We start from the raw sequence: 13,526 nt of genomic DNA, 5'->3' as shown, positions 1-13,526 counted from the left end.
TATAATCGCGACATAAGTCCGACCTACACTAACACAAGTCGGACTTATGTCGACATTATAGCGCCAAGAATCCCGTATAATTCAGGAGCGGGTTAAGCTTGCATTGAAACGAACTCGACCTGAGCGGTGATAAACCCTGCAAGAACTTGAGATCTCAGCCCAATAATATCCCGGTTGAGAATCACAATATCTCTTTTCATTCTACAATGGTTGATTAGCAACGAACAAAGTGATACATTTCAACTTTCCAATTAAGTGAGGCAAATGAATATTCACTTCAAGCTATTCGTTTTTTTAATCACCTGGTATACTTGCCTTGACTCTGCACGTGCACAAGACGCGAGCTACATTTATGCTGATGTGGTCTTAAAAAATAAGACGACGGTCACTGGAGTTATCCGATGGAGCAGCGGCCAGATCTTCTGGACGGACGTTTTACAGGTTTCAAAAACAGATGTACTGGCGCTTAAATACTTAAAAAAGTATCAGCTGGACAAGCTTCCAGGCAGCAGAGATAATACCGATGGGATAAACTGGGAGTTCATGAACCTCTGGACGGATAAACTCCCGAAAAGGCGTCAGGAAACGCTATGCCGCTTTGGCGACATAGTTTCCATCCATGTTACAGGTAGCCAGAATGCTCAGATATTCTTCAAGAGCGGATCGAAAATTCGGGTTAGCGGAGGATCGGAAATCAGCGATCTGGGTAAGGATATTCTTGTGTATAGTAGCAAGGCGCAAAAGATTGCATGGAAAGACATCAGCCGGATTAACTTCAGGGAAACGGGTGAAAGCACTCTTCCCTGGAAAGGCAAACCTTTGTACGGTACCGTTCAGACAGTGAATGGGCCGGTTAGCGGCTTAATTAAGTGGGACAAGTCAAAGTTTGCCTCCTCAGCTGCCGTCTATGGGAAGAGGTCTGACCGAACTGTCGGAATTAACTTCAGCCAGATAAAAAAAATCTCTAAGAAAGATCAGGGGGCCGTTATAACACTTCTTTCAGGAAAACAAGTCTTTTTAAAAGACAGTCGCGATGTGAACGCCTCCAATCGGGGGATCGTTATTGCAGATCCTGAAGGCGGCCAGGTGATAGTGCAATGGTCAGCGTTTCAATCTGCAGACTTTCATCAGCGGGAGGCTGAAGCGATTAACTATAATTCGTTTGCCCGGCCAAGAAGAATCTACGCACAGGCGTTTGGTTCAGAAGGTCGTATTTTGAAGGGCAATTGTACCTTTGACATGGATGAAGAATGGAATTTTGAGATGCTTGAGGGAACAAGGAACCGCATACACTATAAAATACCTTTCAGCAATATTTCCGGTATAACGCCGCAGAATGAAAAACAGTCCAACGTTATTCTAAAAGATCAGCGATCTTTAACCCTGAATAACGAAAATGACGTTTCCGCTTTGAACTGGGGACTGATTATATGGTTGAAAAACTCGAAGTACCAGTATCTTCCCTGGGAAGAGATAAATAAAGTACAATTCAGATAATGAAGAAGGCGTTTGGGCAGAAAAGCAATATAGTAATCTATTTACTGATAACGGTGGCGCTTCTGCTCATGTGGAGCGGCTATAATCTGTACCAATCAGATGTACAGCTCACCTATCTCGCTGCCTTTTTGTGGATCTTTACTGTGGTAATCCTTCTGTGGTACGGCAACAAGTGGATCTTCGATTTTCTGAATTCAAAAATCTCCTGGCTTAATCATCCCTCCAAGCGCTTCTTTTTACAGCTGCTGATCAGCTGCGTATATTCGCTATTGTGCATCAACGGCTCTTACTACCTTTTCAAGATTCAAACTACACTGACCTCACCTGATTTGTCGCAATTTGTGGTTTTGAATGTATATGGACTGCTTTTTCTGATTCCCGTGCTGCTCGTTAACTTCAGCGTGTATTTCATGCAGCAATGGAAAATCGCGCACGCCCAGTCGAACAAATTGCAGGAAGAAAATCTCCGGACTCAATTGAATTCGCTGAGGATGCAACTGGATCCTCATTTTCTGTTCAATAATCTGAATGTACTTTCGTCATTGATAGAGAAAGATCCGCGCACCGCGCAACATTTCCTGGATAAGTTTGCCGATGTTTACCGCTACGTGCTGGAGTTTAACAAAGAAGAGCTCGTTACAGTAGGTGAAGAACTGGCTTTTGTAGATGCGTACGTATATCTGTTGAAAAAACGATTTGAAGACCAGTTGCGCATTGATATCAACGTACCCGCTGAACTTACGGATTCATTTTTTGTTCCCCCACTCTCCATTCAGCTGCTGATTGAAAATGCGCTAAAGCATAACAAGCTTTCGCTTGAAAAGCCCTTACATATAGCCATTTTCGTAGAAAATAAAACCTGGCTGACCGTGCGTAATTCTTATGCTCCACGTGCAGGGACAAGTGTTAAACGCGGTAAGATGGGTCTGGAAAATATCAGGAAACGGTACGCATATTTGTCGGCTTTGAATTTAAAAATCCATCAGGATGATTCTTTTTTTGTAGTAAGTTTACCCCTGCTGGAAATAGAAGAATAAGATACATGGACGTTTTAATTATAGAAGATGAGAACCCCGCAGCAGAAAGACTCATCAGCCTTTTAAAGGAATATGATCCCGAGATTAGGATCCTCGGGGTGATGAGCTCCGTTGAAGGTACAGTAGAATGGTTAAAGTCGCACAAACTGCCTGACCTTATTCTGCTTGACATTCATTTAGCTGACGGTCTCTGCTTCGAGATATTTGAGCAGGTGCCGGTTAAATGTCCAGTTATCTTCTGCACGGCCTACGATGAATATGCCCTAAAAGCCTTCGAACTCAACAGCATTGATTATCTGCTTAAACCTGTTCAGCAAGCAAAACTCGAGAAGAGTCTGGAAAAAATGAAAGAACTGCACCGATCACAAGGAACAGGCACAGAGATCAGCGCTCAGGTAAATGACCTGATGGGACTTATTAAAAAGCGCGAAACATCCTACAAATCGCGCTTTATGGTGAAGATAGGTAACCGGATCAAAGCGGTCAAAACAGAGGATATCGCATATTTTCATTCACATAACAAGCTAACACTCTTAGTGACCAAAGACGGAGGTAGCTTCCCTATTGACTATGCTTTGGATGAGTTGATTAATTTTCTGGATCCGGCAATATTTTTCCATGTAAATCGGAAACTCATTATCCATATTGATGCCGCCCGAGAAATCCACCCTTATTTCAAGGGAAGAATGAAACTAATTCTCCATCCGCCCCTGGAAGACGAGGTTATCGTAAGTAGTCAGCGAACCCCTCTGTTTAAGATCTGGCTGGATCAGTGAATCCTTTTCATCCCTGTATTTTCCAGTTCGGGCATGAAAATATCCAGCTATGTCCGTAATCTATTTGTATTGTGGGTTTCAAATCGTCTTTTTATGGAAATTACACCCTGTTATTGAATGAAAAGGACCAAACAACACACAACATTAAAGGCAGTTTTGGCATTGACCATTGCAGCTGCTTTCAGCGTTAACACGCCGGGCTTTGCCCAGTACCCTCAAATCCCGCAGGACGTACAGAAAGCTACCAACGATATGATGGAGGCTGCCCGCAAGCAGTCAGATGAGGCCTGGCAGAAGGCACTTCCGGTTATTGAAAAAGAAGCTAAAGAAGGTAAGCCTTATGTACCATGGGCTGGCAGGCCAACTGATCTGCCTCAGGCAGAAATCCCTGCTTTCCCGGGTGCGGAAGGTGGAGGTGCCTATTCTTTCGGTGGTCGTGGAGGTAAGGTTATTGTAGTGACCAGCCTGGCCGATAACGGTCCTGGTACGCTTCGCGAAGCTTGTGAGGTAGGTGGCGCACGTACGATCGTTTTTAACGTTTCCGGCATCATTCGCCTGAAAACACCGCTGATCATCCGTGCTCCTTATATTACGATTGCAGGACAGTCTGCTCCAGGTGACGGCGTTTGTGTGGCCGGAGAGTCTGTTTGGATTAATACTCACGACGTGGTAATTCGCTTCATGCGTTTCCGCCGCGGAGAAACTTACGTAGGTCGCAGGGATGACGCTATCGGAGGTAACCCAATCGGGAATATCATGATCGACCACGTGTCGGCGAGCTGGGGGCTGGATGAGAATATGTCCATGTACCGCCATATGTATAATGACAGCACAGGCAAGAAAGAAGATAAGCTGGCGACAGTAAACCTGACTATCCAGAACTCCATTTTCTCTGAAGCCCTCGATACCTGGAACCACGCCTTTGGCAGTACCCTGGGTGGAGAGAACGCGACATTTATGCGTAACCTTTGGGCAAATAATGCAGCACGTAACCCATCTATTGGCTGGAACGGCATCTTCAATTTCGCCAACAACGTGATGTTCAACTGGGTACACCGTTCAACCGACGGTGGTGATTATACTGCTCTGTACAACATCATCAATAACTACTATAAGCCAGGACCCCTTACTCCGCTTGATCAGCCTATCAGCTACAGAATCCTTAAACCGGAGTCGGGTCGTAGCAAGCTTCCGTACGTAGTATTCGGAAGAGCACACGTTACAGGCAATATCATCGAAGGCAACAAGAAGGTGACCGACAATAATTGGGACGGTGGTATACAGGTAGAAGATAAAAAAGGTAACCTGATGTCTTACGAACAATCACAGCCTTACTTTGCTGCTATGAAGGTAGACAAGCCTTTCCCTATGGCGCCCATCACGATCCTTCCTACGCAAGAAGCTTACAGCTATGTACTGGCCAACGCCGGTGCTACATTACCAAAGCGTGATCCGGTAGACGTACGGGTTGTAGAGCAGGTTAGAACCGGCAAAATCAATGCGCTGAAGAATGTGAAATTGCCAGAAACGGATTTCAAACACCGCAGACTACCTAAGGACTCTTACAAGGGTGGTATCATTACCGACATCAGTCAGGTGGGTGGCTACCCGGAATACAAGGGTAAACCTTATCAGGATGCCGACAAAGATGGTATTCCAGATGCCTGGGAAAAGCAAAATGGCCTGAATCCGAAAGATGCAAGCGATGCTGCCAAATACCGGAACGATGGCTACACCAATATTGAGGCTTATCTGAACAGCCTGGTAGAGGTTGCTAAAGTGAAGCCAGTCAAAATTTAAAGTTTTAGTTTAATCAATGATAGAATAACCAGCCGCGAGAGCGACTGGTTATTTGCTTTTTGCCCTAACCAATAATGAAAAAAGCTCTCCTCTATTGTGTAATAATATTTATTGCACAGCTTTCTGCGACCGCTCAGTCCGCCCGGGTAATTACGGGTGTAGTACAAGACTCCGCAGGGATCACCCTACCAGGATCTTCTGTTAGGCTCGTTTCCAGCCTCGATACCCTTTCAACCGCCACCAATCTGGAGGGAGCTTTTCGCTTTCCATCGGTAAAGTCTCCAAAGTTTAGTATCACAGTAAGTTCCATCAGCTTCCAAACGTTCAGCAAGCAGTATACCGTAGATCCAAAAACTGTGTCTACGACCCTCGCTCCTATCCGATTAAAGGATGCGAACAATCAGTTGAATGAAGTGGTAATCAATATCATCACACCCGTAGTGGTGAAGGAAGATACCGTACAATATGACGCGCGGGCATATCCCGTAAGAGAAGGCGATGCAGTTGATGAAATGGTTAAGCGCTTACCTGGCATGGAAGTGGACAACGAAGGGAATGTAAAAGCACAGGGAGAGCCGGTTACCAAGATCCGCCTTAACGGCAAAGATTTTTTTGGTGATGAGGCCGCTGCTGCGTTGCAAAACCTGCCCGCAGATATCGTAAAAAATATCCAGCTGGTAGATGACTACGGAGAAGAGGCAAATTTAACCGGCATAAAAAGTGGCGAACCACAAAAGATCCTGAACATCAATACCCGGGAAGACAAGAAGATAGGCTATTTTGGTCGCGCTGAAGGAGGACTCGGATCTATGGACCGTTATGTCGGGCGCGCCAGAGCGAATCGCTTTAACGGCGATCAGCAGATCTCTTTCGACGCGACAAACAACAATATTTCCAACCGATCAAAAGGGACTACAGACCGTACATCTGCCCGAATCCATTATCGCGACAATTGGGGGGAAAAATTGGAAAGTTATGGTAGTTACAGATTCCAGAGAAATGACAACCATTCGCTAGAGAGGACGGTTACAGAGAGTGCCTTTGACAGTTACACGCGATACGAGAATGACCGTAGTGATAACAACAACAAGACCACTGAGCAGGACTTCTCATGGAACCTGGAATTCAGACCCGACAGCATGAATTATTTCAAATTCAAGCCGCGGGTATCGTACAATACCGGAAATACGATCAGTTCCGGCTCTACGCTGACGGAATTACTGTTAGCCAATTCGGTACGTGAACGGATCGACAACACGTCTTCATCTTCTTTTAACTCCGATAACGAACTATATTACCATCATAAGTTTAGAAAAAAGGGTCGCAATCTGAGTGCGAGTGCCATAGTAAACACCTCTACGGGCGACCACCTTTCGGATATACGAAACGACTACACAAACACCGACTCATTGAATAACCGTTCTATTGAACAACAGTACCAGTACCGCAACAATGACAATCGCAACACCAACACCCGCTTGCGAGTAGCCTACATCGAGCCAATAAGTGCGAAAGGGATGCTTGAGTTTAACTATCAATGGAACCGGACATCGACTAAAACCGTAAGGGATACGCGGGACATTGATCCTTTAACAGAGGAAGAAACCCTGAATACAAACCTCAGCAATAATTACAATTATCAGTTCGTCACCAACAGGGCAGGATTAACCTATCGGCACATCGCTCCAAAACTCAATTACTTCGCCGGGATAGCGGTGATGCCGTCTGTTTTAAATGGTCAGGATCTCAGCAGAGATATCAAAACCAAAAAAGAAACGCTAAACTGGGTACCCAGCGCAAGAATGGTTTATAAGTTTTCGAAAGAGCAGTCGTTTACAATGCGTTATTACGGAAGAAGTAACCAGCCGGGATTTAGACAACTGCAGCCAATCACTGACAACTCCAATATCCAGAATGTTATTACAGGTAACCCTGACCTAAAACCTGAGTTCACGAATAACTTCGGGATGGAATACAAGCAAAATGACTGGAAAAATGGCTATGTGATGGATGCGAGGGTTGATATGAGTCAGACTAACGATAAGATTGTTACGACTAAGGTAGTCATCCCCGACAGCATTAAACAAATTTCATCTTATATAAATACCGACGGCTTCTATAATGCCCGGGCTAATTATTCGATATCCCTTCCGTTCTCAGAGAGGCAATATACGATCACCTATTCCGGAGGATCGAACTTTAGTAATAATATCGCCTTCACCAACAATGACCGGATCGTTGGCAAGAACCTGAACATCAACCAGGGACTTAGGTTCAGGCTGGATATTAAGGATAAAACAAACGCGGAACTAAGTACTTCATTCTCTTACAATCAGACTCAATACAGCGCTGGATCGCTGTCTGACCGCTATACGAAGACCTACCGTGTTGGTTTGACGGGAAGGACTTATTTCAGAAAGGATCTGACCCTGGGCTACGATTTTTCGAAGACCGTGAACACCGGTTTTAATGCGAACAGTACCAACCCCACCCTGCTGAACTTGTTTCTGGAATATCGATTCCTAAAACAAAACAGAGGAAACATCCGTCTTCAGGGTTATGACCTGCTTAACCAAAATACAGCTATCTCCAGGGACGTCTTTGATAATGTCATCGTAGATTCTCAGACCAACCGCCTTGCCCGCTATTTTATGCTAACTTTTCAATATCGCATACAGCGCTTCGGCAGCTAAATACTTGAGACTGCCCGAATTTCGCAATAACAAGATTTATTTTTGCGAAGTAAGGGCAGGCACATCCTCCGGAAGCCTTGTTACTCCCAGCGAGTTCAGCTTTTCTCTGAGCTCAGGAATGACATCTTGCACAAACCAGGGGTTTACCTTTACCCAGTTCTGATTACGGGGTGAAGGATGTGGCAAGGGGAAAAAGTCGGGGTAGTATTCGCGAAAGGAACGTACAGTGTCTGTCAGGTTGCCTTTGTATTTGGTACCAAGATAATAACGCTGGGCATACTGGCCGATAAGTAAAACAAGGGGGGCTGAAGTAAAAATTTCGAGGATTTTGGTATGCCATAAGCCTGCGCATTGTGGCATGGGTGGCAGGTCGCCTGACTTCCCTTTACCCGGATAGCAAAAGCCCATAGGCATGATGGAAAACATCTCAGGGTTATAAAATGTGGCCGTATCAACATTCAGCCATTGTCTGAGCGTCTTACCACTCGCGTCGTTCCAGGGAATACCGGTCTCATGAACCCGCCTTCCAGGAGCCTGACCGATAATGATGACTTTTGATGACTTTCCAATCTGGACGACTGGTCTGACACCTGCCTGCAGATGCTCTTTGCAAAAAGTACAAGCTAAAATATCCCTCAACAACTCCTCCATACAATTTTCCTTAAATCTCAGCGGTTCGAATTTAAAAATTTTTCTTCTAAAACGCTTTAAACAGTTCTACGACACGAACGTTATAGCCTATTCTAACCATGAAAATAATGAAGCATGTTGTAAGCACTCTAGGTGAACTCTTTCAGCTTGAATCGCCACTGCATGAATTGCTCATCCGTGGATCCATCTTATCCCTGGGTATACCCTGGAGGAATTGATGGAAAACTTGCATAAAAGAGGTGTTGAAGATCTTAATGAAGTAAAAGCCGCCTATATGGAAGCAGACGGCCATATTAGTGTGATAATCAAAAAAGCAAGTGATTGATTACTTAACCTCATTAAGCAATAAATCCCGTTTCCTGCTTTCCAGGTTGTGTTGAACTGTTCGGGAGAGCTCCGGAAAGAAATTGAGATTAGTTAATGATTCAATGTTATCGACTGTTGTGAGGTAATCCGTAAGATTTTTAGATTTCGGATTTTGAGGAAAGAGGAAAGCCACGGCCTTAAGAGTGCCGGCATACCCTTTGCGGAAAGCCAGAATGCGATAAAAACCAGAAGGAACGGCGACTCCCGATGTGAGCATACGAGGGCTTTTATCAAAAACAGGACCAGTGATCACAAAGAGATCGTGCACTTCTTTGTTTGGAGTATCATCCTGTGACAGACTTTCTCTCTCGAGTTTTTCCAGGTTTGCCCAGAGTCCCTGGTTGAGAGCTGGACTTTGGGGACTGATATTGGTCATCAGATAAGTTTCGAGCTGCCCCAGCTGTCCGTACTGGGATAAAATAGTGGCGTTGGGAGCCATATGGCCCCTGTCGTATCCTGAGCTTTTAAACGCATCATGATCCACCTTGCTTTCCGTGCGATAGTCTGTAAGGAACCGGAAGGGCCTTTCCCAATTGACATACTTGAAATCTCCTTTTATATTTCCCAGGCGATAGGCTACCCAGAGAGGATTTTTCAACAGCTCATCATAACACGATATATAAGCAGCATTAATAAGGACCTTTACCTCGTCGTTTGATGAGAGGCTTTCTCTCACAGGCAGGCCTCCGTAAGTCAGTTGACCTATCTTAGACAAGTCGCCTATCTGCGCAAAGCAAGCGATCGCCACACAGAAAGAAGCGAGGAACAGAACAATCTTTTTCATGGTATCAGATGTGCGAAGATACCATTATTACCTAATTCGGCCTCTTTGATAAGTCGATTAAGTATTTGCTTTATTGACAATACCTCTGACCATCATATCAAGCTGATTAGCTGACTCTTTCAACATAGAGATCAACTCTTTGGAATCTTCGGTCATCTCAGCTTGCTCAAGTAAGGCCACTAAGCCCAGGATATTTGCAAGTGGGGCGCGGACAAGGTGAGATTGGTCGGAAGCAACTTTCCTTAAGGTCTCTTCCTTTTGTAGTTTCTCTTGTTCTGCCGCCTTTTTCTTTAACAGAAGCTCATCCTCAAACTTTTTCCTGTCAACCACCTTAAATATGGCTGCATGAACAAGCATCTTGTCATCTTGGGCGGAGTTCTCTATCACTTTCGCACTGAGCAAGCATTGAAAGTTCTGGCTTTCCGTTTCGACTGTAAGATTAATTTCCTTTACCTCCTTATGCATTTTAAGGAGCGGATATACGAACAGTTGAAGATATAACTGGCTTCCCTTGTCGAATAGATGTGAAAAAGTCGATCCATTAATCTGAGTCTCTTCCAAACCGGTCCATAAGCGGAGGGTTTGGTTCGTCTGATAAATCTTACCGGATAAGTTAAATACGATCAATCCGCATGCGGCATTGTCATAGAGGAAGGCAAAGTCTGATTTCTGCCCATTCGGATCCGATTTCACATTATCAGAACCCATGATCGTTTATATAAGAGCGGATAGCCCGTATCGTTTCCTCGGGATGACTCATATGGGGGCAATGTCCCGTAGCACTAAGTACGGCCAGGGTACTATTAGCCGTATTCTCATGAATATAATGACCAACTTCTATGGGAGCGAGCATATCGGATGAACATTGTAACGTAAGACTTGGGGTTTCAAGCATTTTCAAATCAGCTCGGTTATCCGATAAGAACGTGACTCGCGCAAACTCTCGCGCTATGTCAGGATCTGTAGCACAAAAGTTGTCAGTTAGTTCCTCCCCGAGTTCCGGTCTTTCCGGATTTCCCATGATGAGCGGTGCCATACTGCTTGACCACCCCAGATAGTTGCTATCCATGACCTCAAATAATGCTTCAAGATCAGCCCTTTGCATTCCTCCATTATACGATTCGTCGATTATATAACATGGAGAAGGTGCTACGAATATCAGACTACCAAAGTATTCTGGACGCACTATAGCTGCTTTCATTCCAATCATACACGCGACTGAATGACCGATAAAAACCACATTTTTTAGATTTAGAGTCTCGAGGATTTCGATGACGTCCAGTGCGTACCCATCGAGGCTACTGTATCTTTGGGAATCATACGCGGCCAGGTCAGACTGTCCAGAGCCGACGAAATCAAACACTATGGTGGTGTAGCCTTTTTCAAAATCCCTTAAAAGATATCTCCAGACATTTTGATCACATCCAAAACCGTGAGCAAACATTATAATTTGCTCACCTTTACCCGTTATTCTGACGTTGTTTCTCGCTAAGACGTCTACCATTCTCACGTATGCTGCATGTTTTACTGCAAAGGTACGAGAATTAAGGAATATGCTGAGGCGTTTCTCTGCGCCATAGTTGATTGCAGATTCGGCTTTTACTACTTACTCCTGTTTTCAGATTAGCCGGAATAACGTCTGTTATGTGCATTGACAGCTTTACCGATGGCGTCAGCACATTCTTGCGACAAGCTTCCTTCAGTCCACTCCCAGCTGTCCTGGCCAGACAATCGCAGTTTGCCGACTTCTTTGCCACCCCGCCTAACCTGATAAGTTTGTCCTTGCAAGGGAGCGATATCGTATCCCTGAAATGGCGAATCAATATCCGGATCGCAGGAAATCTCTATGGTTATCCCGAACTCTTTGGTTTTTAGCTCATCATTTTCCATAAATAAATAACTATTTCATAACTGATAATGTTTTGAAAGCCTGCAGAAACAAGCTGCGTTTAAAAGCTCAGAACCATTTATGCCTAATAGCCATAGGTGTTTGGCAGAGAGGAAATTTTTTCTTTATTCAGGTCAATCAGAAAGCCGTTAACTACTGCATAGGCCGGCTTTCCATCCCGGGCTGCAAGAACGAAGTTGGCATTTTGGTATAGGGCGATAGACAAGCTAAGGGGAGATCCATTAATCAGATTCAGAAGACGATTTGGTACAGGACCAGTAGGAGAACGCTGGTCGGAAAAACGGATATACAGATAGCCCTGTCTCAAAAGAGCAGCTTCGCTTTTCAAACTAAGCTTTTCCCATTCATCCTTTTTCATAGCGATCACTTTGCCGGGTACCGACAGCAGCGAAGCGGCGTCCACATCATGATATCCGTAATTATCATGCATGTCGGCAAGCTCGTCAATAGCACCCCGATAATTCAACCGTTTCCGGGTAGCGTCCAATGATGTATAATGGTTAATTCCGACACTCGTGCGATAACGCAGGCTATCTTTCACGATCTCAGCGTTCCGGATAACCACGTTGAAAAGAAATCGCCCATTTTCTGGAATAGAATAATATCGTTCAACATCCTCCTGCTCATAAGCTTCCTTTGCGATTGCATGCAGTGCGCTCAGAAGTACGTAAAAGTTAAGCTTTCGGATGTATTGCTTTTGAGGATCGTTAAGGTAACCTCCTGACTCAATAAGAATGGTTGAAATCCCCTTCTTCTGAAATGTATCTCCAAAGCCTCTAGGCTCGTGCGCATCGTTATATTTAGCCACCTGATCCGGCAGGTACTTCTGGAGGGTACGGTTCATCAGGATAATCATTTTCGCTGCGTTCTCACGAGTCTCGTTCATGTCCCTTGCGTGGTTATAGGCGGGTGCAAGAAAAGAAATAGTAGCTGGTTTGCTTGACGAGCCAACGGAGTGTAAAGCATTCTGATCATGCAGATTGAAACCAAAGCGGGGTTTTATCTCATCTGCCACCTTCATCAGGAAACGTCCCTCCGGCGTAGTTAGCGCACGCGCATCACGATTGATGTCTATATCCATCGCATTCCTGCGCTTCCATAACTCTGCCCCATCAGGATTGATCATTGGAACAAAGTGGAGTTCAAGCTTCTCCATCAGCAAACGCCTGAATGAATCGTTTTCATCGGCGGCAGACAGGAAGTTGAAGATGTCGAATAAAGCCATGGTTGCGGTTGATTCGTCTCCGTGCATCTGCGACCATAGAAGAACCTTAGTTTTCCCCTTTCCGGCGACAAGATGATTGATACTCCTTCCTTGCACAGAGGTTCCCTGCAGACCAGATCGTAATAGCCCTGAAGCGAGATGCTTGTTGATGAGTGGCTGTATCTCTGTATGCTTGACCATCAGATGTTGTATACCCTGCTCTTGATAACGGTCGTAACTCTGCCATATAGAGGTGTCTTCAATGGCGAGACGAGTGGCCTCTCGTCGAAGGCTAAAGCCCACAAGAGCGCCGATTGTAATGAAAGCAGAAGTAACCAGTAGCTTGGTACGCATCATTTGCAGGTTTCAGACTGCAATTTAGCTAACCGTGCTTAAAACCTTTAATAAAAGTTGATAATGATACATATTTCACATCTTAAGAAAAAAGCCGGAAGATTGATATTTCCGGCTTTTTCGATTCTCTCTAGCCCCGCAACTTCTGAATAATGCCGGGGATGGCATTTGCGATCTTTTGGATAACCTCAGGCGAAAGACCAAACTTTCCCTGTAGTCTGTCTGCTACAGCTTTCGCAATATTCTCAGACATGTCTCCGTTTCCCGCCCCTCCTGTCAGAGAGGATAACATTCCCCCTATTCCACCCGACGTGAAACTGTTTTTCAAGCCATCGTTTACTCCTGAGGCCACTTCTCTGTTCACATCTTCCTGCTGACCAGGAGGAACAAGCTTCGCTATTTCCGGATTATTGGAAATGTGCTGATTTACCAGATCTAATACTTTGTCAAACATG

13 protein-coding genes are annotated in these 13,526 nt (G+C 44.9%); 6 read left to right on the top strand and 7 right to left on the bottom strand.

Annotated elements, in window-relative coordinates; genetic code table 11:
• The first annotated feature begins 264 nt into the window (after nucleotides 1-264).
• From B0I27_RS00770 to B0I27_RS00750, 5 genes are all read left to right on the top strand, one after another.
• A complete protein-coding gene (locus B0I27_RS00770) occupies nucleotides 265-1,497 on the top strand; it encodes a hypothetical protein (protein WP_106290410.1) in 1,233 nt (410 codons plus the stop codon).
• The gene (locus B0I27_RS00765; RefSeq protein WP_245925387.1) at nucleotides 1,497-2,534 is read left to right on the top strand and encodes a sensor histidine kinase; all 1,038 of its coding nucleotides are present in this window, start codon (nucleotides 1,497-1,499) and stop codon (nucleotides 2,532-2,534) included. Before B0I27_RS00770 ends, B0I27_RS00765 begins: the two co-directional genes overlap by 1 nt.
• Before the next feature lie 5 nt (nucleotides 2,535-2,539).
• A complete protein-coding gene (locus B0I27_RS00760; RefSeq protein ID WP_106290408.1) occupies nucleotides 2,540-3,310 on the top strand; it encodes a LytR/AlgR family response regulator transcription factor in 771 nt (256 codons plus the stop codon).
• A gap of 117 nt (nucleotides 3,311-3,427) precedes the next feature.
• A complete protein-coding gene (locus B0I27_RS00755) occupies nucleotides 3,428-5,110 on the top strand; it encodes a pectate lyase family protein (RefSeq protein ID WP_245925386.1) in 1,683 nt (560 codons plus the stop codon).
• A 74-nt stretch (nucleotides 5,111-5,184) separates the two neighbouring features.
• Nucleotides 5,185-7,803 (top strand): outer membrane beta-barrel family protein, encoded by a 2,619-nt coding sequence (locus tag B0I27_RS00750; protein WP_106290406.1) that lies wholly within the window; start codon nucleotides 5,185-5,187, stop codon nucleotides 7,801-7,803.
• Nucleotides 7,804-7,839: 36 nt separating this feature from the next.
• Here B0I27_RS00750 and B0I27_RS00745 read toward each other — a convergent pair whose 3' ends face one another.
• A complete protein-coding gene (locus B0I27_RS00745) occupies nucleotides 7,840-8,454 on the bottom strand; it encodes a uracil-DNA glycosylase family protein (protein WP_106290404.1) in 615 nt (204 codons plus the stop codon).
• A 166-nt stretch (nucleotides 8,455-8,620) separates the two neighbouring features.
• On the opposite strand from B0I27_RS00745, the gene B0I27_RS17855 reads away from it, so the two are divergent.
• Nucleotides 8,621-8,779 (top strand): YetF domain-containing protein, encoded by a 159-nt coding sequence (locus tag B0I27_RS17855; RefSeq protein ID WP_425428101.1) that lies wholly within the window; start codon nucleotides 8,621-8,623, stop codon nucleotides 8,777-8,779.
• Here the strand turns inward: B0I27_RS17855 and B0I27_RS00735 are convergent, their stop codons facing one another.
• From B0I27_RS00735 to B0I27_RS00710, 6 genes are all read right to left on the bottom strand, one after another.
• Complete coding sequence (locus B0I27_RS00735; RefSeq protein ID WP_106290400.1) at nucleotides 8,780-9,604, bottom strand: DNA/RNA non-specific endonuclease; 825 nt, start codon at nucleotides 9,602-9,604, stop codon at nucleotides 8,780-8,782.
• 57 nt (nucleotides 9,605-9,661) lie between these two features.
• Nucleotides 9,662-10,312, bottom strand: coding sequence for a nitrogen regulation protein NR(II) (locus tag B0I27_RS00730; RefSeq protein WP_106290398.1), 651 nt, complete (start codon nucleotides 10,310-10,312; stop codon nucleotides 9,662-9,664).
• On the bottom strand, nucleotides 10,302-11,108 hold the full coding sequence (locus B0I27_RS00725; protein WP_106290396.1) for an alpha/beta fold hydrolase: 807 nt from the start codon (nucleotides 11,106-11,108) through the stop codon (nucleotides 10,302-10,304). Before B0I27_RS00725 ends, B0I27_RS00730 begins: the two co-directional genes overlap by 11 nt.
• Before the next feature lie 119 nt (nucleotides 11,109-11,227).
• Nucleotides 11,228-11,494, bottom strand: a complete 267-nt coding sequence (locus tag B0I27_RS00720) for a hypothetical protein (protein ID WP_106290394.1) — start codon at nucleotides 11,492-11,494, stop codon at nucleotides 11,228-11,230.
• An 83-nt stretch (nucleotides 11,495-11,577) separates the two neighbouring features.
• Complete coding sequence (locus B0I27_RS00715; RefSeq protein ID WP_245925385.1) at nucleotides 11,578-13,074, bottom strand: M14 family zinc carboxypeptidase; 1,497 nt, start codon at nucleotides 13,072-13,074, stop codon at nucleotides 11,578-11,580.
• Between the two features lie 127 nt (nucleotides 13,075-13,201).
• A complete protein-coding gene (locus B0I27_RS00710) occupies nucleotides 13,202-13,525 on the bottom strand; it encodes a hypothetical protein (RefSeq protein WP_106290392.1) in 324 nt (107 codons plus the stop codon).
• Nucleotide 13,526: the final 1 nt, after the last annotated feature.

The sequence above is a fragment of the Arcticibacter pallidicorallinus genome, assembly GCF_003002875.1.
In the GTDB taxonomy this organism is placed as follows: domain Bacteria; phylum Bacteroidota; class Bacteroidia; order Sphingobacteriales; family Sphingobacteriaceae; genus Arcticibacter; species Arcticibacter pallidicorallinus.
This window is presented reverse-complemented; position numbering and strand designations above follow the sequence as displayed.